23 protein-coding genes are annotated in these 19,978 nt (G+C 39.4%); 22 read left to right on the forward strand and 1 reads right to left on the reverse strand.

Annotation, left to right across the window (positions count from 1 at the left end; genetic code table 11):
• Positions 1–7 precede the first annotated feature (7 nt).
• A complete protein-coding gene (locus tag ACWIUE_RS08000; protein WP_454136197.1) occupies positions 8–1,672 on the forward strand; it encodes a saccharopine dehydrogenase family protein in 1,665 nt (554 codons plus the stop codon).
• 239 nt (positions 1,673–1,911) lie between these two features.
• Here ACWIUE_RS08000 and ACWIUE_RS08005 read toward each other — a convergent pair whose 3' ends face one another.
• Positions 1,912–2,073, reverse strand: a complete 162-nt coding sequence (locus ACWIUE_RS08005) for a hypothetical protein (RefSeq protein WP_454136198.1) — start codon at positions 2,071–2,073, stop codon at positions 1,912–1,914.
• A 133-nt stretch (positions 2,074–2,206) separates the two neighbouring features.
• Between ACWIUE_RS08005 and ACWIUE_RS08010 the strand changes: the two genes are divergently transcribed.
• The 21 genes from ACWIUE_RS08010 to ACWIUE_RS08110 all read left to right on the forward strand — a co-directional run bounded on the left by ACWIUE_RS08010 (position 2,207) and on the right by ACWIUE_RS08110 (position 19,929).
• Complete coding sequence (locus ACWIUE_RS08010) at positions 2,207–3,961, forward strand: nitrite/sulfite reductase (protein WP_454136199.1); 1,755 nt, start codon at positions 2,207–2,209, stop codon at positions 3,959–3,961.
• An 11-nt stretch (positions 3,962–3,972) separates the two neighbouring features.
• Positions 3,973–5,001, forward strand: coding sequence for a sulfate ABC transporter substrate-binding protein (locus ACWIUE_RS08015; protein ID WP_454136200.1), 1,029 nt, complete (start codon positions 3,973–3,975; stop codon positions 4,999–5,001).
• Positions 5,002–5,154: 153 nt separating this feature from the next.
• Positions 5,155–6,285 carry a DNA-methyltransferase gene (locus ACWIUE_RS08020; RefSeq protein WP_454136272.1) on the forward strand — a complete coding sequence of 377 codons (1,131 nt, stop codon included), beginning with the start codon at positions 5,155–5,157 and terminating at the stop codon, positions 6,283–6,285.
• Positions 6,278–7,075, forward strand: a complete 798-nt coding sequence (locus ACWIUE_RS08025) for a Bpu10I family restriction endonuclease (RefSeq protein WP_454136201.1) — start codon at positions 6,278–6,280, stop codon at positions 7,073–7,075. The genes ACWIUE_RS08020 and ACWIUE_RS08025 overlap by 8 nt, the downstream gene beginning before the upstream one ends.
• Positions 7,076–7,175: 100 nt before the next feature.
• Entirely contained in the window at positions 7,176–7,463 is a 288-nt protein-coding gene (locus tag ACWIUE_RS08030) for a type II toxin-antitoxin system RelB/DinJ family antitoxin (protein ID WP_454136202.1), read from the forward strand.
• A 3-nt stretch (positions 7,464–7,466) separates the two neighbouring features.
• Positions 7,467–7,733: a type II toxin-antitoxin system RelE/ParE family toxin gene (locus ACWIUE_RS08035; protein WP_454136203.1), complete on the forward strand. Its 267-nt coding sequence runs from the start codon at positions 7,467–7,469 to the stop codon at positions 7,731–7,733.
• Positions 7,734–7,790: 57 nt separating this feature from the next.
• On the forward strand, positions 7,791–8,630 hold the full coding sequence (cysT, locus tag ACWIUE_RS08040; RefSeq protein ID WP_454136204.1) for a sulfate ABC transporter permease subunit CysT: 840 nt from the start codon (positions 7,791–7,793) through the stop codon (positions 8,628–8,630).
• On the forward strand, positions 8,612–9,475 hold the full coding sequence (gene cysW / locus ACWIUE_RS08045; RefSeq protein WP_454136205.1) for a sulfate ABC transporter permease subunit CysW: 864 nt from the start codon (positions 8,612–8,614) through the stop codon (positions 9,473–9,475). The genes cysT and cysW overlap by 19 nt, the downstream gene beginning before the upstream one ends.
• 131 nt (positions 9,476–9,606) lie before the next feature.
• Complete coding sequence (locus ACWIUE_RS08050; protein WP_454136206.1) at positions 9,607–10,137, forward strand: L,D-transpeptidase family protein; 531 nt, start codon at positions 9,607–9,609, stop codon at positions 10,135–10,137.
• Between the two features lie 158 nt (positions 10,138–10,295).
• Entirely contained in the window at positions 10,296–10,991 is a 696-nt protein-coding gene (locus ACWIUE_RS08055; protein ID WP_454136207.1) for a hypothetical protein, read from the forward strand.
• 119 nt (positions 10,992–11,110) lie between these two features.
• Positions 11,111–12,091, forward strand: coding sequence for a hypothetical protein (locus ACWIUE_RS08060; RefSeq protein WP_454136208.1), 981 nt, complete (start codon positions 11,111–11,113; stop codon positions 12,089–12,091).
• A gap of 62 nt (positions 12,092–12,153) precedes the next feature.
• Positions 12,154–13,521 (forward strand): ankyrin repeat domain-containing protein, encoded by a 1,368-nt coding sequence (locus ACWIUE_RS08065; protein ID WP_454136209.1) that lies wholly within the window; start codon positions 12,154–12,156, stop codon positions 13,519–13,521.
• Positions 13,518–13,856, forward strand: coding sequence for a hypothetical protein (locus tag ACWIUE_RS08070; protein ID WP_454136210.1), 339 nt, complete (start codon positions 13,518–13,520; stop codon positions 13,854–13,856). Before ACWIUE_RS08065 ends, ACWIUE_RS08070 begins: the two co-directional genes overlap by 4 nt.
• A 13-nt stretch (positions 13,857–13,869) precedes the next feature.
• On the forward strand, positions 13,870–14,484 hold the full coding sequence (locus ACWIUE_RS08075) for a hypothetical protein (RefSeq protein ID WP_454136211.1): 615 nt from the start codon (positions 13,870–13,872) through the stop codon (positions 14,482–14,484).
• A gap of 12 nt (positions 14,485–14,496) precedes the next feature.
• Positions 14,497–15,564, forward strand: coding sequence for a sulfate/molybdate ABC transporter ATP-binding protein (locus tag ACWIUE_RS08080; RefSeq protein WP_454136212.1), 1,068 nt, complete (start codon positions 14,497–14,499; stop codon positions 15,562–15,564).
• Positions 15,554–16,285 (forward strand): phosphoadenylyl-sulfate reductase, encoded by a 732-nt coding sequence (locus ACWIUE_RS08085; RefSeq protein WP_454136213.1) that lies wholly within the window; start codon positions 15,554–15,556, stop codon positions 16,283–16,285. The genes ACWIUE_RS08080 and ACWIUE_RS08085 overlap by 11 nt, the downstream gene beginning before the upstream one ends.
• An 81-nt stretch (positions 16,286–16,366) precedes the next feature.
• Positions 16,367–17,599, forward strand: coding sequence for a DNA-methyltransferase (locus ACWIUE_RS08090; protein WP_454136214.1), 1,233 nt, complete (start codon positions 16,367–16,369; stop codon positions 17,597–17,599).
• Positions 17,589–18,461 (forward strand): CfrBI family restriction endonuclease, encoded by an 873-nt coding sequence (locus tag ACWIUE_RS08095; RefSeq protein WP_454136215.1) that lies wholly within the window; start codon positions 17,589–17,591, stop codon positions 18,459–18,461. Before ACWIUE_RS08090 ends, ACWIUE_RS08095 begins: the two co-directional genes overlap by 11 nt.
• Positions 18,458–19,663, forward strand: a complete 1,206-nt coding sequence (locus tag ACWIUE_RS08100; protein ID WP_454136216.1) for a DNA-methyltransferase — start codon at positions 18,458–18,460, stop codon at positions 19,661–19,663. The genes ACWIUE_RS08095 and ACWIUE_RS08100 overlap by 4 nt, the downstream gene beginning before the upstream one ends.
• The gene (locus ACWIUE_RS08105; protein ID WP_454136217.1) at positions 19,626–19,775 is read left to right on the forward strand and encodes a hypothetical protein; all 150 of its coding nucleotides are present in this window, start codon (positions 19,626–19,628) and stop codon (positions 19,773–19,775) included. The genes ACWIUE_RS08100 and ACWIUE_RS08105 overlap by 38 nt, the downstream gene beginning before the upstream one ends.
• A gap of 1 nt (position 19,776) precedes the next feature.
• Positions 19,777–19,929: a hypothetical protein gene (locus ACWIUE_RS08110; RefSeq protein WP_454136218.1), complete on the forward strand. Its 153-nt coding sequence runs from the start codon at positions 19,777–19,779 to the stop codon at positions 19,927–19,929.
• Positions 19,930–19,978: the final 49 nt, after the last annotated feature.

The raw sequence follows: 19,978 nt of genomic DNA on the forward strand, positions 1-19,978 counted from the left end.
GTGCAAAATGGCGTGTGTATTGCAAATCGGAGCAGGTGGCGTAGGTGGCGTAGTCGCACACAAAATGGCGATGAATCGTGGCGTATTTTCAAAAATCATATTAGCTTCGCGCACTTTGAGTAAATGCCAAGCAATCGCAGAATCTATCCGCGCAAAAGGCTTTGGCGAGATTGAGATTGACGAAGTAGATGCCGATAGCGTGGAATCTGTGGTGGCTTTGATAGAAAAATACCGCCCAAAACTCGTGGTAAATGTGGCGTTGCCTTATCAAGATTTGGCGATTATGGAGGCGTGTTTGCGCACGAAAACGCATTATTTAGACACGGCAAATTATGAGCACCCAGATAGCGCGCACTTTGAGTATAAAGAGCAGTGGGCTTATGATACGCGCTACAAGGAAGCGGGGATTTTCGCGCTTTTGGGGAGTGGCTTTGACCCGGGCGTTACGAATGTCTTTTGTGCGTATGCGCAAAAGCATTATTTTGATGAGATTCATAGTATCGATATTTTGGACTGCAATGCAGGCGACCACGGATACGCGTTTGCGACAAATTTTAACCCTGAAATCAATTTGCGCGAGGTGAGTAGCAAGGGGAGATTTTGGGTGAAAAATGGGGTGGATTTGGCAAATCCCCCCTCCCTTGCGGAGGGGGCTAGGGGGTGGGTAGATTCTACAAGCCTAGAATCAAACCTTGCTTTAAATTCTGATTTGCAAGAGGATAAAATTTATCGCAAATTTGAGAGAGAGGAAAAGCATTTTGCATTAGAATCAAACACGCAAGATTTGCAAAATCAAAGCTACTTTGGCGGGCAGTGGCGCGATGTCGCACCGCTTGCACTTATGAAAGAGTGGGACTATCTAGGCGTGGGCGTGAAAAACAGCTACTTACTCTACCACGAGGAGCTAGAATCGCTTATCCGCAACATAAAGGGCTTGCGCAAAATCCGCTTTTTTATGACATTTGGCGAATCCTACCTAACGCATATGAAATGCCTAGAAAATGTCGGGCTTTTGAGAATCGATGAAGTCGCGCACAAAGGGGGCAAAATCATTCCAATCGAAGTGCTAAAAACGCTACTGCCAGACCCAGCGAGCCTAGCCCCACGCACCAAAGGGCAAACGCACATCGGCTGCTACATAAAGGGCATAAAAGATGGCGCGGAGCGGACAATCTATATTTACAACATTTGCGAGCACGAAAAATGCTATGAGGAAGTCGGCGCACAGGGGGTTAGCTATACCACAGGTGTGCCTGCGATGATAGGGGCGAAGCTAATCTGTGAGGGCAAATGGGGCGCGGGGTGTGAGAAAACGCTAAATGACGCAAATAATGATGATATGCCAAAAGGCGGAGAATGGCAAGGCGTAGATAATGCAGTGGAATTGCAATCAAAAAAAGGGAATCCTGCGGAAGTATCTTGCGGGAATTTCGTGGGTTGTGAAGCCACGAGCGAGGAAATAGAACTAAATCGTTCATTGACGAAGCGAGTGGCAAACTCCCGCGAAATTACCCAAGAGACAATGCAGGGCGCGGGAGTTTGGAATATGGAGCAAAATGACCCTGATTTCTTTATGCGCGAACTAAATTTGCAAGGTTTGCCCTATGTCGTGGTGGAGTTTGATTTAAATGGAAATGCAAAGGTTTTGGAGGACGGACGCAAAACTAAATAGGGGGCAATAAATGATTTTTCAGCTTATTAAAATTTTGCGAATCTTTTTAGGCGACTGCACGGCATATATTGAGCGCAATCAAAAATACCTTGCCAAGCGCAAGATTCGCTGTGTTTGTAACGGGCTGTAAGCGCACGGACTTTGGCGTAGAGTGATTTGTGGCAGAAAATAATGTAGAATATAAAATTGTGCCATATAAAAAACGCTAAGCAGTTGCGAATCTAGCGCAGAATTTCTTACTAAAATCCTATGAATTTATTTATAGGAATCACAAACAAATTTCGCAATGAAAAATTCAGTAGATTCTGCGATTTTTGCGTGATTCGCAGAATCTGCCACGAAAATTCTGCGAGATTCTGCGATTTTATGTGTAGATTCTGCGATTCGCAGAATCTATGCAATTTTTGCCCTTTTTTGCTCCAAAAATTTGCGAATTTTTACAAATACAATATGATTTTAAAAATTTATGCTTGATTTTTTGAAAATTTATGCTATATTTTCGCTTTTAAAAATCACAAAATACAAAGGATAAAAATGAGCGGATATAAAATCCCAGATTCGGTTAGCAGGGGCGACTTTGAGTTTTTTAAGAAGTCGCTTAATGATTTAAAAAATGGCAAAATCACAAAGGACGATTTTAAGGGCATTCGTGTGCCTTTTGGAGTGTATGAGCAAAGGGAACGCGAGACTTATATGGTGCGCGTGAAAACTTATGGCGGGGAGATAGAGCCAAAACAACTTGGTATTTTAGCGGACTATGCGGACAAATATGCAAACAATCAGCTTCACATTACTACGCGTGGCGGGATTCAGTTGCATTATACAAAGTTAGATGATTTATGCGAGATTTTGGAGAATCTGCACTCTATCGGGCTTACTTCGCGTGGTGGTGGAGGAGCTACGGTGCGCAATATTAACGCAGACATTCTCTCAAATGTCGCAAGTGATTGTGTTTTTGATGTGATTCCCTACGCGAATGCGCTCACAACCAAAATGTTAGGGCTTAAAGATTCCTTTTACTTGCCTAAAAAATTCAAATTCGCCTTTTCTGCTTCAAGCGCGGATAGAGCGATGGCAACGATTACTGATGTGGGATTTATCGCTAAGATTCAAGGCAAAGAGCGCGGTTTTGAAGTGTGGGTAGCAGGTGGAATGGGCGCAAAACCACTGCTTGGATTTAAACTGATGGATTTTTTGCCCGAATCAGACTTGTTTGTTTTGGCACAGGCGGCAAAGCAGATTTATGATAGGCACGGCGATAGAGAGCGCAAAAATCGAGCGCGATTTAGATTCGTGGCGGAGCGATTCGGCGAATCGGAGCTCTCAAAGATGATTTTTGATGAGATGAAAATCGTGCGGACAAATTTTGATTGTGCTTTGAATGTTGAATCTAGCCCAAAATTGCCTAAATTAAGTGGCGCGGATTTGGAGATTCCACAAATGAGCGAATCGCAACAAAAATGGTGGAATCGCTTTGTGATAAAGCAAGTGCAAAATGGCTATTTTTGCGCCAAAGTGCCTTTGAGTTTGGGCGATTTGAAATCCACTCACGCAAGGGAGCTTGCGCAAAGGCTTGAAAAAATCGGCAATCACAGCTTATTTTTCGCGCCAAATCAAAATATGTATTTGCGAAATTTAAGCGCGAAAAACTTGCTTAGTTTGCACGATTTGATTACGCAGTTTTCAACCCAAAGTGCCAAACCTGCCATTATCGGCGATATGGTGGCTTGCACGGGTGCGGCGACTTGTCAGCTAGGTATCGCGCGTCCGCGTGGCGCAGTGCTAAAAATCGAGGAATATTTGGAGGACAAGGGGTTAGATTTAGACGCGCTTCAAGGATTTAGGATTCAGCTCTCTGGCTGTCCAAATTCGTGTGCGAATCATTTTAGCGCGAATTTGGGCTTTTTTGGCAAGTCTAAACGCAATGGCGATTATAGCTATCCTGCGTATAATGTCGTAATCGGCGGGATTGTGAGTGCGAGTGCGGAGAAAAAATCGCGCTTTGCGAAAAAAGTCGCGGACATTTCGGCATTTCACTTGCCTGAATTTATCTATCGTGTTTTGGCAAAATATATCCCGCAAAAAGCGCAATATCCGCTATTTGAGGATTATGTCGATAGCGTGGGCGAGGCTGAAATAGTGGCTATCGCAGAATCATTGCAAGAGATTCCTAGCTTTGATGAAAATCCCGCGCCATATTATGACTACACGAGCGATAAACTCTTTGGCGAGACAAGCAAAGAGCGAGGCATTGGCGAAGAGCATTTTAAAGAAATTAAACCACATTAAAAGGATAAAAAATGAAAAAAACAGCATTCAAAATCGTAGCATCGATTTTAGGATTTGTAAGCGTGGCGTTTGGGGCGAATTATGAGATTTTAAATGTCTCTTATGACCCTACAAGAGAGCTTTATAGAGCGTATAATGCCGAATTTAGCGCGTGGTATGCAAAGCAAAAAGGCGATAAAGTATCGATTCGTCAATCACACGGAGGCTCAGGCGCACAAGCGCGCTCCGTCATCGATGGGCTTGAATCTGACATAGTCTCACTTGCATTGGCGTTTGATATTGACGCGATTGCGGAGCGTGGATTGCTAAAAAAAGATTGGCAAAAAGCGTTTCCAAACAACTCTACGCCATATTATTCAACAATCGTTTTTCTTGTGCGTAAGGGCAATCCAAAGGGCATAAAAGATTGGGACGATTTAATTAGAGATGATGTAAAAGTCGTTACGCCAAATCCCAAAACTTCGGGCGGTGCGCGGTGGAATCACCTAGCAGCCCTAGCTTACGCGCTTAAAATGGAGAAAAACAACGATAAACCACAGGCGCAAAATTATATAGCGCGAGAATTTTTGACAAAACTTTACAAAAATGTGCCTGTGCTAGATTCAGGTGCGAGGGGCGCGACAAATACCTTTGTGAAGCGCAATGTGGGCGATGTGCTAATCGCGTGGGAAAACGAAGCCCTTTTAGCGCAAAAGCAACTTGGCAATGGCAAATTTGAGATTGTTGTGCCTAGTGTTAGCATTTTGGCTGAGCCACCTGTGGCAATCGTGGATAAAGTCGTGGATAAAAAAGGCACGCGCGAGATTGCAAAGGCGTATATCACGCATTTGTATGATGAACGCGCGCAAGAAATCATCGCCAAAAACTTCTATCGCCCCATAAATGAAGCGGTGGCGAAAAAATATAGCGCGAATTTTCCTGCATTAGAGCTAGTGAAAATCGATGCGTTTGGTGGCTGGAGCAGAGCACAAAAGATACATTTTAGCGATGGCGGGGAGTTTGATAAGATTTTTGAAGCGATTAAAAAGGGGAAAAAATAGCGCGTGAATTTGTGGATTCGCGTAAGATTCACGCGAATCTAATTATGCTTAAATTTTAATTTTTGGCAAAATATCTTTAAGTGATTTTGATGTAGAATGCCAAATGATTATTTTTTCGCAATCGTTACTTATAACAAAAAAACGGGAATTACGATGATTGACTATAAAAGCATTACACTGCAAAATATTTATAAATATAGCGATATAAACAATGCCTTGCCTATATTGCAATCCTGTGGCATTGAATCTATCGTAAATACTTCAAATATTACGCTTAATTTTGACATTGTAGATTTGAAAATGCTTGAATCTACTGCGCAAAACGCGCTTATTCAAAAGACATTAGAGGAATTATATAAGATTCGCTCATTTTCTAGCCAAAATGGCAAAATTGTATTTAAGAGCTTCAATAAAGCAAAAAAAGTCGCAAACAAAAAGCAAAATGCAAAGGCAAGATTAGCTTATGAATCTTATAAAAAAGATTTTAGCAATGAGACAAATGAGATTCAAAGCTATCTTAATCAAATCTACTGCGCGGATAGCTTGGAGTTTTTAAAAAAGCTCCCCGACAACTGCATAGACATTGTGCTAACTTCACCCCCTTATAATTTTGGTATAAATTACAACGCGACAGATGACGCGAATCAATGGCAGAGCTATTTTAATCAGCTTTTTGCAATTTTTAAAGAGTGCATTCGTGTGCTTAAAAGCGGAGGGCGAATCATCGTAAATATCCAGCCTATGTTTAGTGATTATATCCCTACACACCATTTTGTTAGTAAATTTTTTATAGATAGTGGGCTAATTTGGAAAGGTGAGATTTTATGGGAGAAAAACAACTACAACTGCAAATACTGCACTTGGGGAAGCTGGAAAAGCCCCGCTTCACCTTATCTAAAATACTCGTGGGAATTTATAGAAATCTTTTGCAAAAATAGCCTAAAAAAAGATGGCGACAAAGAAAACATAGACATAACCGATGATGAATTTAAAAAGTGGGTTTATGGCAAGTGGAGCTTCGCACCTGAACGCAATATGAAGCAATATGGACACGATGCGATGTTCCCCGAAGAGTTAGCAAAGCGATGTTTAAAGCTATTTTCATATCAAAATGACATTATATTAGACCCTTTTAATGGTGCAGGGACGACTACAAAGGTAGCCAAACAATTAGGGCGTAGATTCATAGGCATAGACATAAGCGAAAAATACTGTGAAGTGGCAAAAGAGAGATTGAAAAGCGTAGAGACAACACTTTTTACGCACAGGAGTTTAGATGAGTGATTTGGAATTTTTACAGCAATTTGATAAAGGATATATTCACGCAAAAAATATGCTTACAAAATTCAATAAAGGCGAACACTTGGATTTTTTGCGACAATGTATTGAAAAATATAAAATTTTTGATAGAGAATTTGGAGTTGATAATTTAGAATTGCAAGTTAATGCGTGGAATCAATATTTAAACTTTGTGCGCAACAATAATCATTTATTTACTTCACAATCCAAATTTGAATCTACTATTTTAGAAGAGGTATTGTTTCGACTATTTAAACATCTAAAAGAACAAGAAATTAAAATCGGTGGCGCAAAAGCATATTCAAATCTGTATTTTAGTCCAGCAAATTTTGATGAATTTAAAATAAAAGACAATATAAAAATCAACCACAAAGACCAAGATTTTGCCATTTATAAAAATGTAATTTTTGCATTACAAAATGACGAACAAATTGAAATGTCTGTGCCTGTTGTAGCTTTTGAATGTAAAACTTATCTTGACAAAACTATGCTTGAATCTAGTGTAGCAACGGCAGAAAAAATCAAAGCAGGTAATCCAAGTTGTCGTTTTTGCATTGTAACAGAGCGATATGAAGTAGATAAATCAGTAGATATTCGCTCAAGTAGAATTGACCAAATTTATGTGCTAAAGAAAGATGCAACCAAAGCAAATCACAAAACAAAAGAAATTGATTTTAATGTCGTCAAAACGCTTTATGATGATACAATAGAATATTTACAAAAAGATTGGACAAATATTGAGAAAAATATCCGTGAAAATGGCATTGTGCTATAAAAATAACAAGATATTTGGAAATTACCAAATATAGATTCTGTGAATTTTATATATTTTATGGTAAAATGCCATATTTTAATTTCAAAATAAGGACAAAGCAATGCAAACTATAAATGTAACTTTTAGAATGGATAAAGATGACAAGGCGCAATTTGAGCGAATCATAAGCGATATGGGGCTAAATCTTAGCTCTGCGTTTAATGTCTTTGCCAAAGCCGTGATACGCGAAAATGCGATACCTTTTAGCCTGCAAGGTAGAAGCGAGATACCAAATGATGAAACCAAAAAGGCGATAGAAAACGCACGAAAAGGCGAGAATTTAGAGAGTTTTACTTTGGAGCAGTTAAGGGCGGAATTTGAAGCAATAAAGGCGCAAAATAAGGCATAAGCGATGAATCTAAAACGCGAGAAAAAATTTATCAATGACTTATCAAAGGTGCGATTAAGCGATAGCGAGTTTAATAAAATGGTGGAATATTTTTCATTATTAGCAAATGATAAACCACTGCCACCAAGCGCAAATGACCACGCGCTAAAAGGGGAATATGCAGATGCTAGGGAATTTCATATCGGTGGCGATAAGCTAGTGATTTATTTGATTGAAAATGATGAAATTCGACTATTGCGAATCGGCACACATTCGCAACTTTTTAAATAAAAATCGCAGAATCTAGCGCAGATTCTGCGATTTCATATAAAATTTAAGGATTAAAAAATGCAAATTTTAAACAAAATCATCGCCAAAAAGCCATCGATTTTGCAGGGCTTTGGGCTTAGCTTTGGGCTTGGTATGACATATTTTAGTCTGCTTGTGATTATCCCGCTAATCGCACTTTTTGCGTTTAGCTTTAAGCTTGAGTGGGCAAAATTTATAGAAATCATCAGCGATTCACAAGTGCTAAGTGCATTAAAATTCTCACTCTCCACCGCGCTTATCGCCGCGCTTATCAATCTCATTTTGGGATTTGTCGTGGCGTGGAGTTTGGCGCGATATGACTTTTTTGGCAAACGACTTTTAGAAGCCCTAATCGACTTGCCTTTCGCGCTCCCCACTGCCGTAGCGGGCATCGCAATCGCTTTTTTGCTCTCAAGCAATGGCATCATCGGCAAGGCATTTTTGGCAATCGGCGTGGATTTGGAGGGGCGCAGTTTTGTAGCTGTTGTCGTGGCACTTGTGTTTGTGGGGATTCCCTTTGTGATTCGCACACTAGAACCCGTCATCAAAGATTTAGACAAAGAGAGTTTAGAAGCCGCAGGGAGCTTGGGAGCGAACTTTTATCAGAGTTTTTATTTTGTGATTTTGCCTTCTTTAATCCCATCTGCACTCATTGGATTCGCATTAGCCTTTGCGCGGGGGCTTGGCGAGTATGGCTCAGTGATTTTTGTCTCAAACAATATCCCATTTGAAAGCGAAATACTGCCCCTTTTAATCGTAAAGAAGTTAGATTCGTTTGATTATTTGGGCGGAAGCGCGGTGGGCGTGCTAATGATAAGCGTGGCATTTGTGATTTTACTTGCTATCAATCTTTTAGGACAATGGAGGAAGCGCGTATGAATGGCAAAAATATGGCGCAAAAAAACGCGCAAATGATAAAAAACACAGAGCCAAAGGCATTGCGCTACATTGGCATTGGCATTAGCTTTGCGTTTTTGGGCATTATGGTGGCGTTGCCTTTAATCATCGTCTTTGTGGAGGCATTGAGTGAGGGTGTGGGCGTGTATGTGGAGGCGTTAAGCGATGAATACACTATAAAAGCATTGCTTTTGACGCTTACTTGCGTTGTCATTGTCGTGCCGATAAATGCGATATTTGGGACTTTTATCGCTTATGCAATCGCAAAGTTTGAATTTCGTGGCAAGTTTATATTATCAAGTCTTATTGAGATTCCATTTGCCGTTTCACCCGTCATCGTGGGGCTTTGCTTTGTGCTTTTGTTTGGCAATAGCGGATTTTTTGGCGAGATTTTAAACGCGTGGGATATAAAAATCATTTTTGCCATCCCCGCGATAATCCTAGTAAGCGCGTTTGTAACATTCCCCTTTGTCGCAAAAGAGCTCATCGCGCTAATGCAAGAGCAAGGCAAAGAGGAAGAGGAAGCCGCCATAAGTTTGGGCGCAAATGGGTGGCAGAGCTTTTTTAAGGTAACTTTGCCAAATATCAAATGGGGGCTTTTCTATGGTATCGTGCTGACAAATGCGCGGGTTATCGGCGAGTTTGGCGCGGTGGCGGTGGTGAGCGGGAAAATCATCGGGCTTACTACCACGATGCCTTTATACATTGAGATTCTCTACAATGACTATCTCTACACGGCGGCGTTTGCGGTGGCAAGTGTGCTAACGCTACTTTCAATCATCGCGCTTATTTTGAAATGTATCATTGAGAAATATGAGAGAGCGTAAAAACGCAGAATCTAGTGGCATAAATCAGCGCAAGGTTTTTTAAGATTGCTGCGAATACAAATCAAAATAATGGGAGTGCAAAAATAAAAAAATTAAGTTTAGCAATTGTAATTGTCGTGGCGGTGTGCGCTGTGGGCTTGGGTGCGATTATAAGCGCGAAAATTTCAAGCATAAATCCTAGTGATTCGCATTCGCTAGACTCCGCACTCAAAGGCAATGCAATCGATTCATTGCTTGTCCAAAAAAGCGATAGAGTGCTAAAAGTGTTGGCAAAAGATTCTACAAATGGCGAAATCTATGTCGCCAAAACCTATCATATCGCGCTAGGTGGCAATCCACAAGGGCACAAAATGCAAGAGGGCGATAGCAAGACGCCTGAGGGGCTCTATCTCATCGATAGCAAAAATCCAAAATCGCGCTTTTTTCTAAATCTAGGCATTTCTTACCCAAATAGCGCGGATTTGGCAGAGGCAAAGGCGCGTGGCGTGAGTGCTGGTGGGGATATAAAGATTCACGGATTGCGTAATGGGCTTGGATTTTTGGGGAAGTTAAGCTATGTGGCGGGTGATTGGACAGATGGCTGTATCGCGGTGCTAAATGATGAAATCAAAGAATTGTATGAGAGTGTCAAAGTCGGCACAAAGATTATGATTGTGCCATAAATCTAGCGTGAATCTGTGCTTTAGATTCGCGTGAAGTTGGCGTGAATCTAAAAAGTGTGCGAATCTAACGCATAAATTTTTCGCTAAAATTGTGTCTTTAAAATTTTAGATTCAAATATAATGAAAAATACAACAAACAATAAAATTAAGGTAAGAAAATGGCGATTGGTAGAGTAATAAACGAAATAAAATCCATATTGTTTTATGATTTTTTAAATAATATTGCTTATGATAAAAGCGGTTGGCAACTAGAACTTTTTTTACAGATTCCAAATCTTGTCAAAGTGGATATTTTAGAATGCTTTGAGTATATGATTTTAGATTTAGTAACGGGACCTTTTAGGGAGGATAATGGCATTAGAGAACTTGATAGCCAATTTTTAGAATATCCAAGAGATTTAGATAAAAATCTTTTGGAAAATGACGCCAAGCCTAGCTATGCTAGTGAATATATAAATATCGTAGGACAACTTTTTTTGGCTGGATATATAGAATTTGGTATGTGCGGCTTACAAGATAAAAAAGAGAATCTGCTATCTAATCAAAAAGTGGATAAATATCAAGCTTGGGTATATTTTAGGGACAATTTCTTTTATACAAATGCCTATAATAGAGATATGATAGAAATTAGAACAAAATATAAAGATATGAGCGATGATGACTATATCTACTCTGCTTGGGATACTCCGCAATTTTGGGATAAATATAGATTTTGGGTAAGTAGAACACCCAAAGGCACAAAATATTTTAATGAAATTTTAGCACCAAGATTTTTTAATAAATACAAAGATTTAGAAGTAGAAATTGACGATAAGGGAAATATTATCAAATGGATAGGACAAATAAATAGATGAATATTGTTGATATAACCACACAATTACAAAGGATATAAAATGACAACTAATCTAAAAAAGGCGAATTTTTTGCTAAAATCGCGCTTTTAAAATTTTTAGATTAAAACGGAGTGTGAGAAATGCAAAATGTAAGCAAAATAGTAAAAATCATAGCGTTTGTAGCCTTTGTATATGGGGGACAGCTCTTTGGTGGCGTTAATTTCGCATATACGGAATGGAGAGATAAGTTAGAAGAAAGCACAAATAAAACCACGCAAATAATCATCAAAAACAACATTGAATATAAGTTGCAAGAGACAAAATGTCAAAGTAAAGAGGATTTAGATGAGGGCTACACTTGCTTTGGTGGCGAGATAGAGGTTATCGGTATGTTAGTGCGCGAGGAATCTAGGCTTGGCGATATATTGTATGTCGTCTTAGATAAGAATTTTCGCTTACCTATTATGGAGTGGGGAAAACCTAGCTTAACTGATGTAATTTTACTTACAAAAGGCAGTGCAACTTTACCACAACCATTGCAAAAGCGCACTTTTGGTGGTGTAGGCATAATGGCAAAAATAAAAATAAAAGATTACAAATATTTACATAAATACGGGTATATGGATAATGATTTATATATAAAAGCTACGCTTATGGAGGCTACACCCTTTGCAAATGAGGAATATAAATATATACATAAACTAAAGCATTACGATGAGACGGATTGCGTAGGTATGCGCGAATGCGACAGTTGCATATATTCGGGCGTATATAGTATTTTTAAAGGCAATACAGATTGGAAACTGCTTATAATGCACTACAACTCCAAAGATAGCTTTGTAAATCTACGCGATTCGCCAAATGGCAAGGTTATCACCAAAATCTATGCCAAAGATATGCGTTGTGGTAAAGAAAAAGGCAGGATTTATCTCATAGATGAAGATACTAAATCAATGGGACAAATTGCTAGTGGCAAAAAGAAATGGCTAAAGGTATATTACCTGCCCACAATAGAAATAACAGAAATGATAACAAAGAATGATATGGGAGATTATCTTGATGTTAGCAAGGCAATTTTTGGCTATATCCACAGCTCACAGCTAAAAGTGTCGTGCAAATAAATTGGCTATAATTCGCGTGAATCTAAAATGTGAATCTAAATCAAAAAATGGAGCGATAAAAAATGAAAAAATTAAGTTTAGCGTTGTTGATAGTAGGATTTTTAGCACAAGTGGCGTTTGCTTTTCCGCCAGATTTTTGCTATGAATGTAAGCCATATTTAAGCAATAAAGGCGTGATGAGTAAAAACACACTCAAACGCATAAATTGCGCTGATAAATTTGCGAATATGGCTTGTTTTAGTGGTGAAGTAGAACTTACAGGCGTAGTTGTAAGCGCGTATCATAACGAATATGATGAAAACTTTTTTCAAACGCGCTTTTACCCTGATAACAATTTGGATTTGCCTTTTTTGCGTTGGGGTTATTGCGATGGTGGCGTGTTTGATGAGAAAATGCAAAGATTGGATTGCAGTAAGGTTAAAGTCAAATTTGAGCGATTAGATTTTGGTGTGCTTTTAAAAATCGATAGCAAAAAAGTATTTTTACCCAAAGCGATTGCGGATAAGCATTTAGGCGAGAGTAGGATTCGCGCTAAAGTGCGCTTAAAAGATTATAGCTTTTATGGCGAGGGCGAAGCGGGACACGATGCTTACGCTACGCTTATAGAATTTAGCCCACTTGGCAAGGTATATGAGCATTACGAAGACGGCGGAGAGTTTATATCGCTTAAATACGGCTCAAAAGATAGCTTTGTAAATCTACGCGATAAGCCAAATGGCAATATCATCGCACAAATTAAGCGCGAGGATATGCGCTGTGGAGCTGAAAATGATGAGATTTTATGGGCGGATTATCCACCTGATACAAAGATTGAAAAATTGCCACAAAATAAATGGTTGGAAGTCTTTTACTACCCACTAAATGCCAAAAAGCCCCAAGAGGCAATCTATGGCTATATCCACAGCTCACAGCTAAAATTGTCGTGTGATTCGCAAGATTTAAGTGAATCTGCGCAAGATTTAAGCAAAAATCAATTATTATGCGAAGCGATATGGCAAAGTAATATAAAGGCAACAAAAAGCGATATTGAGGCAATAAAGCAAGCGTTACAAAGTGGCGCAAATGTCAATACGGCGGATTGTAATGGTCGCAGTGCATTTGACAAAAGCGTGTATAGTGGGCGTTTTGACATAGCACTATATTTGGTGAAAAATAAAAATTTCGATGTCAATATGCGCTATGATAATGGCGATACGCCACTGATTATAGCAGTAGATATGAATTGTGAGATTAGGTCGTCTGAGTGTGAGAGCAACGATAAGATTTATGAAATTGCAAAATTGCTTATGCAAAAAGGTGCGAATCCATATATGAAAAATAAAGAAAGAATAAGTGCGATTTCACTAGCTGAAAGTGAAGGCTGTGGTTGCGAATACAAACCTGATAACAAAATGCTTAAAATTTTGCAAGGGAGAAGTAGTAAAAAATGAAAAAGTTGGGTTTGATATTTTTGGCAAGTATTTTATGGGCGGATTTTGTGCCATTTGGCGAACAATGCACCTTTCAAAATGACACATTTTGGATAAAAATCATTGAGCTTTGTGGTGAGGGCGATATATCCTGCGATAAAGTCGCATATATCGGGCTAAATAAACAAAGTGGCGAGTTTATCACGCTCAAAGGCAAGGCGATAATAGCTTACAAATATGCTGGATATGAGTTTGTAAATCAAGGCTACACTTACCATATAACGCACGATGAGTCGCTAGTGATTTACAAAGGCGATAAACTTATACAAACAATGAAATTGCAAAGTTGCAAATAAAATGAATGTGAAAATGAAAAAATTAGGTTTGATATTTTTGATTTTCGTGGCGATTTTGGGGTTTAGCGCGTGTGGGGATTCAAAGGATTCAAAAGCTGAATCTAGTGCAGATTCTGGAGAATCACAAATGATAAATGCTAACGATTCACAGAGTGAATCTAACGAATCTAGTGCAGATTCAAGTGCAAATTTAGACAAATCCGCACAAAAAGATTCGCCCAAAGATTTCATTGTGGATTGCGATAAGTGCGTGATTCGAATAATTGCTACTGGTTATGAAATAGATAGATTTAAAAAGGAATGGGGAGAAGATGATTTTTATGTAATTGCAGATGACACACATTGGTATGCTGGTATGTTAGACGAATATCTTAAAGCAAACGGCATAGAAACCAAGTATATTTCACGAAATAAGGTGAATTACACAAGGCTTGTTTTTCCAAATGAAAGCATAGATATTGCAAGACTTGATTCGCTCTATGAATTTTATCTCTACCAAAAAGGCAAAAAGCCCAAAGAGCTACAAGACACTGTGATGTTTGAAGATGAAATCAACGCATATTTTGGTATCACAAACCCAAAAGTTTCGCAAGATTCGCAAGATTTGCGCAAATTTAAATCACAATAAAGGAAGGACAAAATGAGCATAGAAATCCGTAATTTAAGTAAGCACTTTGAGAGTTTTCACGCGCTGAAAAATATCAATTTGACATTGCAAGAGGGCAAACTCACCGCGCTTTTAGGACCAAGTGGCAGTGGGAAAACTACGCTACTTCGCATAATCGCAGGGCTTGAATCTGCCGATAGTGGGGAGGTGCGATTTTTTGGCGAGGACATCACAAGTCAAAGCCCCAAAAATCGTGGCATAGGCTTTGTATTTCAGCACTACGCGCTTTTTAAGCATATGAGCGTGTTTGAAAATATCGCCTTTGGATTGCGTGTGCGCCCCAAAGCCACGCGCCCAAGCAAAGAAGCGATAAGAGACAAAGTCGCCGAACTGCTAAAAATGGTGCAATTAGAATCCCTTGCCAAACGCTACCCAAGCGAACTTAGTGGCGGACAAAAGCAACGCGTGGCACTTGCAAGGGCTTTGGCAATCGAGCCAAAGGTGCTGTTGCTTGATGAGCCATTTGGTGCGCTTGATGCAAAGGTGCGCGTGGATTTGCGAAAGTGGCTTCGGCGGTTGCACGATGAGATTCACATCACTAGCATTTTTGTAACGCACGACCAAGAGGAAGCCCTAGAAGTGAGCGATGAGATTGTGATAATGAACGCTGGGGCAATCGAGCAAGTAGGCACACCCGAAGCCGTCTATGAGCACCCTGCAAATCCATTCGTATATAGCTTTTTAGGCAATGTCAATCTTTTCAAAGCGCGAATCAAAGAGGGCGTAGTGGTAACGGAGAGCGGAGCAAACAAAGAATCAAATCAAACATTTTTCGTCCGTCCGCACGACATTGAGATTTCATTTAGCAAAAAATACGGCTCACACGAGGGCAAAATATTGCATTATCGAATCTTAGGCGATAGGATTATCTTAGAAGTGCAAATCGGCGTAGGTGCGGACGCGCAAGTGATAGAAGCGCAAATCGACAAGGGGACGCTAAATGAGATTCGCACCAAAAACATTGAGATAATTTATGTGAATTTCTTAAATCTTAAAGCTTATCGAAGCGATGAGCAATCTTGGAGTGAGTATGTTATATAATAGCGATATAGCGCGATTGCGCGAGGTTTTGGACGAGGTTTTGGGCGGAGATTCTAGCAAAAATTCTAGCGGTGGATTTGGCAGTGGATTTGGCGGGGGCAAAATCGCCCTAGCGTTTTCACACCAAATCGAGGATACAATCGCGCTAGATTTGACGCTAAAAGCGGGGATAAATAGGGCAAATCTGGAAGTTTTTACCCTTGATACAAAGAAACTTTTTGATGAGAGTTTGGCATATCAAGCGGAGGTGGCGCGATTTTTTGACATTGAGATAAAGGCGTTTAGCGCGGAGGATTCGGCGATTTTGGCGTTAGAAAATGAGCTTGGCGAGTGGGGAATGCGCGAGAGTGTAGAGAAGCGAAAACACTGCTGTGCTGTGCGTAAAATCGAGCCACTCAAAGTAGCGTTGAGTGGAAAAATCGCGTGGATTAGCGGAATCCGCATCGCACAATCCATCACACGCGCACAAACGAAACTCATAGAAAATGACGCAAACTTCGCGCTAAAAAAAATCAATCCGCTTTTTGATTGGGAGGATAGCAAAATGTGGGACTACGCCAAAAGCGCGAATCTCCCCATAAATGCGCTGTATTCGCAGGGATTTAGCAGTATCGGGTGCAATGTCTGCACCCGCGCAATCAAAGATGGCGAGGACATACGCGCAGGACGCTGGTGGTGGGAAAACCCCGACCACAAAGAATGCGGATTGCATAGGCGGTAAGAGCGCGGATTTGTGATAGCGGATTTGTGATAAAAATAATTTCAAATACGATAAAATACCAAAAAATTACAAGGATATAAGATGACAAACGCGCTTTTTGATTATAGCGATTCTACGCATTCTACCGCCGAATCTATTTCTTTGGATTTTATCAAAACAATCCAAAAGCCAAAAATCACATTAGAATCAATCAAAAAACTTGGATTAGAGCGCAGTGAATCTAACCTTGAAAATTTGCTAAAACTTTTTTATGAGGATTTTGAAATCGAGCTAAAACGAGAGATTGTCTCATCTATCGGCAGACAAAAAAACAATGACAAAATCTATGAATTTTTAGCAAAAGAAGCGTTTGGCGCACATTATATGGAAGTTGTGTATCAAATGTTTCGCACGGCATTATATAAAGCAAAAGATGATGAGCGATTTAAAATTTTGCGCGATAAAATATTGGCGCATTATCAAAATGAAGTTATGCAAAAAATGTTTGAATATTATGAGTTTAGACAAAAACGACAAAGCACACAATCGCAAGAAAAACAAATCACAAAACCATCACTTCTAATCGGCGATAATAGAACTACGCTTGATACAATCCACGACAAACAAATCCAACTGATTTTCACTTCTCCGCCATATTATAACGCGAGAATTTACAGCGACTATAAAAGCTATGAGGAATATTTAAATTTTATGTTTGAAACCTTACAACAATGCAATAGAATTTTAGAGGACGGCAGATTTATACTTATCAATGTTTCGCCTGTGATTACCAAAAGAGCGGGGCGAGAGTTTGAATCGATTCGCTATCCAATACATTTTGACTTTCATAAAATCTTAATAGAAGCGGGATTTTATTTTATTGATGAAATTATTTGGATAAAGCCCGAGTATTCTGTCCCAAATCGCATAGCGGGCTATTTGCAAACTAAAAAGCCATTAAGTTATAAACCAAATTGCATTACGGAAAGTATTATGGTTTATCGCAAAAATTCGCCTTTTTTACTTGATAAAAATATTAAAGCCCATACAAAATTAGGTAACAAAAATCTTAAAAATGACGAGCAAATCGATTCTACAAATTGTTGGTATATTTCGCCAAAATCGGACAAAAATCACCCCGCGGTTTTTCCCTCCGAACTTTGCGAGAAGGTTTTGAAATACTATTCTTTTAAAAACGATATTGTATGCGACCCGTTTGCAGGAAGCGGGACATTTGGAAAAGTTGCGATAAAAATGAATAGAATGCCTTTGCTTTGCGAACAAAATAAAGAATATGCGGAAAAATTAAAAAAGAGCGGTTTTTATGAGATTTAATGAAATAGTAATTAAACAAACGATAGATAAACTTATTAGCGGGAAAGATTATAGAGAGGAAGTCATTAACGCAATCAATATTGAATTTTTAGATTTTGCTTTGGAATTTTTTAAGAAAATTTTGAACGCTAAAATGAATGACACAAATATAAATTTAGATTGGTATAAAAAGAATTTTATTAACAATGAGAAAATCAAACCAGATGACGCGGCGATTTTTGCAGGAATGAATAAAAAGACAATTAGCAATATTTACGGAAGCGCGACAAAAGAAATTATGATAAATGTCGCAAATAGCAATATTGATTATTTGGAATCTATTTTAGATTCGCTTGGAAACGAAACGCAAAATATAGGAATCAGCATAAAAATTTCTTATAAAAATATTAGCGTTGAATTAAATTTAAATGAGAGTTTGCTTGTTATAAACGCTCTTGCCACAAAGAAAATTGCATTGCGTGGCGGAGCTTGGAGCAGCATTGGAAAAAGAGTGGAAAAACCTTTAATGTTGGAATTATGTCGTTTATGCGGAGTGCCAAAAGATTTTATAAACGCAGATATTTCTAAGAAGAATGTAGAATTAGATTTTGATAGAGAAGTGGATTTTAAACTTTTTAATAAAGATAAAAGCAAAATTTATAGAGTGGAAGTAAAACTAATGGGCAAAGGAAATCCAGAATCCGCGGATGCCATAATTGCAAGAGATACAAATATTTTTATCGCCGATACTTTGAGTTTGCAAAATAAAAATCAATTAAAATCTTTAAATATAGAATTTTTGGAATTAAAAAACAATAAAAATTCATTGGCGGATTTTAAGAAAATATTAGAGCGATTAGAAATACCGCATAAAAAACTATGAATCTAAAATCCCAAATTCTCCCCCTAAACACGATTTTACACGGCAATAGCTTAGAGTTACTAAAAACGCTCCCTGATTCAAGCATTGATTTGATTTTCGCTGACCCGCCGTATTGGATGCGTGTGGAGGGGACGCTTAAACGCCCAGAGGGGAGTGATTTTAGCGGGTGTGATGATGTATGGGATAATCAATTTGGCTCGACACGCGATTACAGCGACTTTACTCGTGCGTGGCTTACGGAGTGTCGGCGCATTTTGAAGCCAAATGGTAGCATTTGGGTTATTGGCTCTATGCAGTGCATTTACACCATTGGCGGGATTATGCAGGATTTGGGCTTTTGGTTTATCAATGACATTGTGTGGCACAAAAGCAATCCCACGCCAAATTTTATGGGGACACGCCTAAATAACTCCCACGAGACGCTTATTTGGGCGACAAAAAGCAAAAAAAGTCGCTATACTTTTCACTACAAAACCGCCAAAGAGCTAAACGCTGAAATCATAGATTTTGCCAAAGGTGCGCGAAAACAGCTTGGCTCAGTGTGGAAAATCCCCGTATGCAGTGGAAATGAGCGACTAAAAAATGCGCGTGGCGAGAAGCTCCACAGCACACAAAAGCCCGAATCTCTGCTGTATCGTATCATCGCTATTAGTAGCAATTTAGGCGACATTGTGCTAGACCCATTTGGTGGGAGTATGACAACTGCGGTGGTGGCAAAGAGGCTTGGGCGAAGCTACATAATGTGTGAGCAAAACAAGCAGTATATCCACGCAGGACAGGCGCGAATCGACAGCGTAAAATTTGAAAATAGCGATATTGCAAGGGCGAAATTTGATGAAAAGCCCTTGCGTGTGAATCTTTGCGATTTGATAGAGTGTGGGCTTTTGCGCGTGGGGGAGACGCTCTATATCAAAGGTAGCGAATCTAAAAGCGCGAATCTCACCGCAAATGGCAGGGCGCAATACAATGGCGAGATTTTTGACATTCACTCACTTTGCGCGAAACTTAAAGGCGTGAAAGCGCAAAGACTAAATGGATTTTTATGGTGGGAAGTGGTGCGCCAAAACGCAGAATCTAGCGCAGAATCTACCAAAAACGCAGAATCTACCGCAAAAAATAAGCGAATTTTGCTTGATGATTTAAGAGAATTTTATAGGGAAAATTATGCTAGATTCTGCGAATTTGATAAGATTCTACGCTAGATTCTGCGTTTTTGGTAGATTCTGCGCTAGATTCTGCGTTTTCGCACGAAATTCTGCGATATTTTGTTGTTGTAAAATAAATTTTGATTTACCAAAGCAGTATATAACTTAAAATGGATTGCCACGAAGTCGCCCAAAGTGCGACTTCTCGCAATGACGGCGTGGGTGGATTGCCACGAGAATTCGCATTCGCTCATTCTCTCGCAATGACGGGATTTTTTACCCACCCCCTTAATCCCCCTCCGCAAGGGAGGGGGAAAGTTTAGATTCTGCGTTTTCGCACTAGATTCTGCGATTTTATACGAATTTCGCAGA

Source organism: Helicobacter sp. 23-1045 (assembly GCF_053654655.1).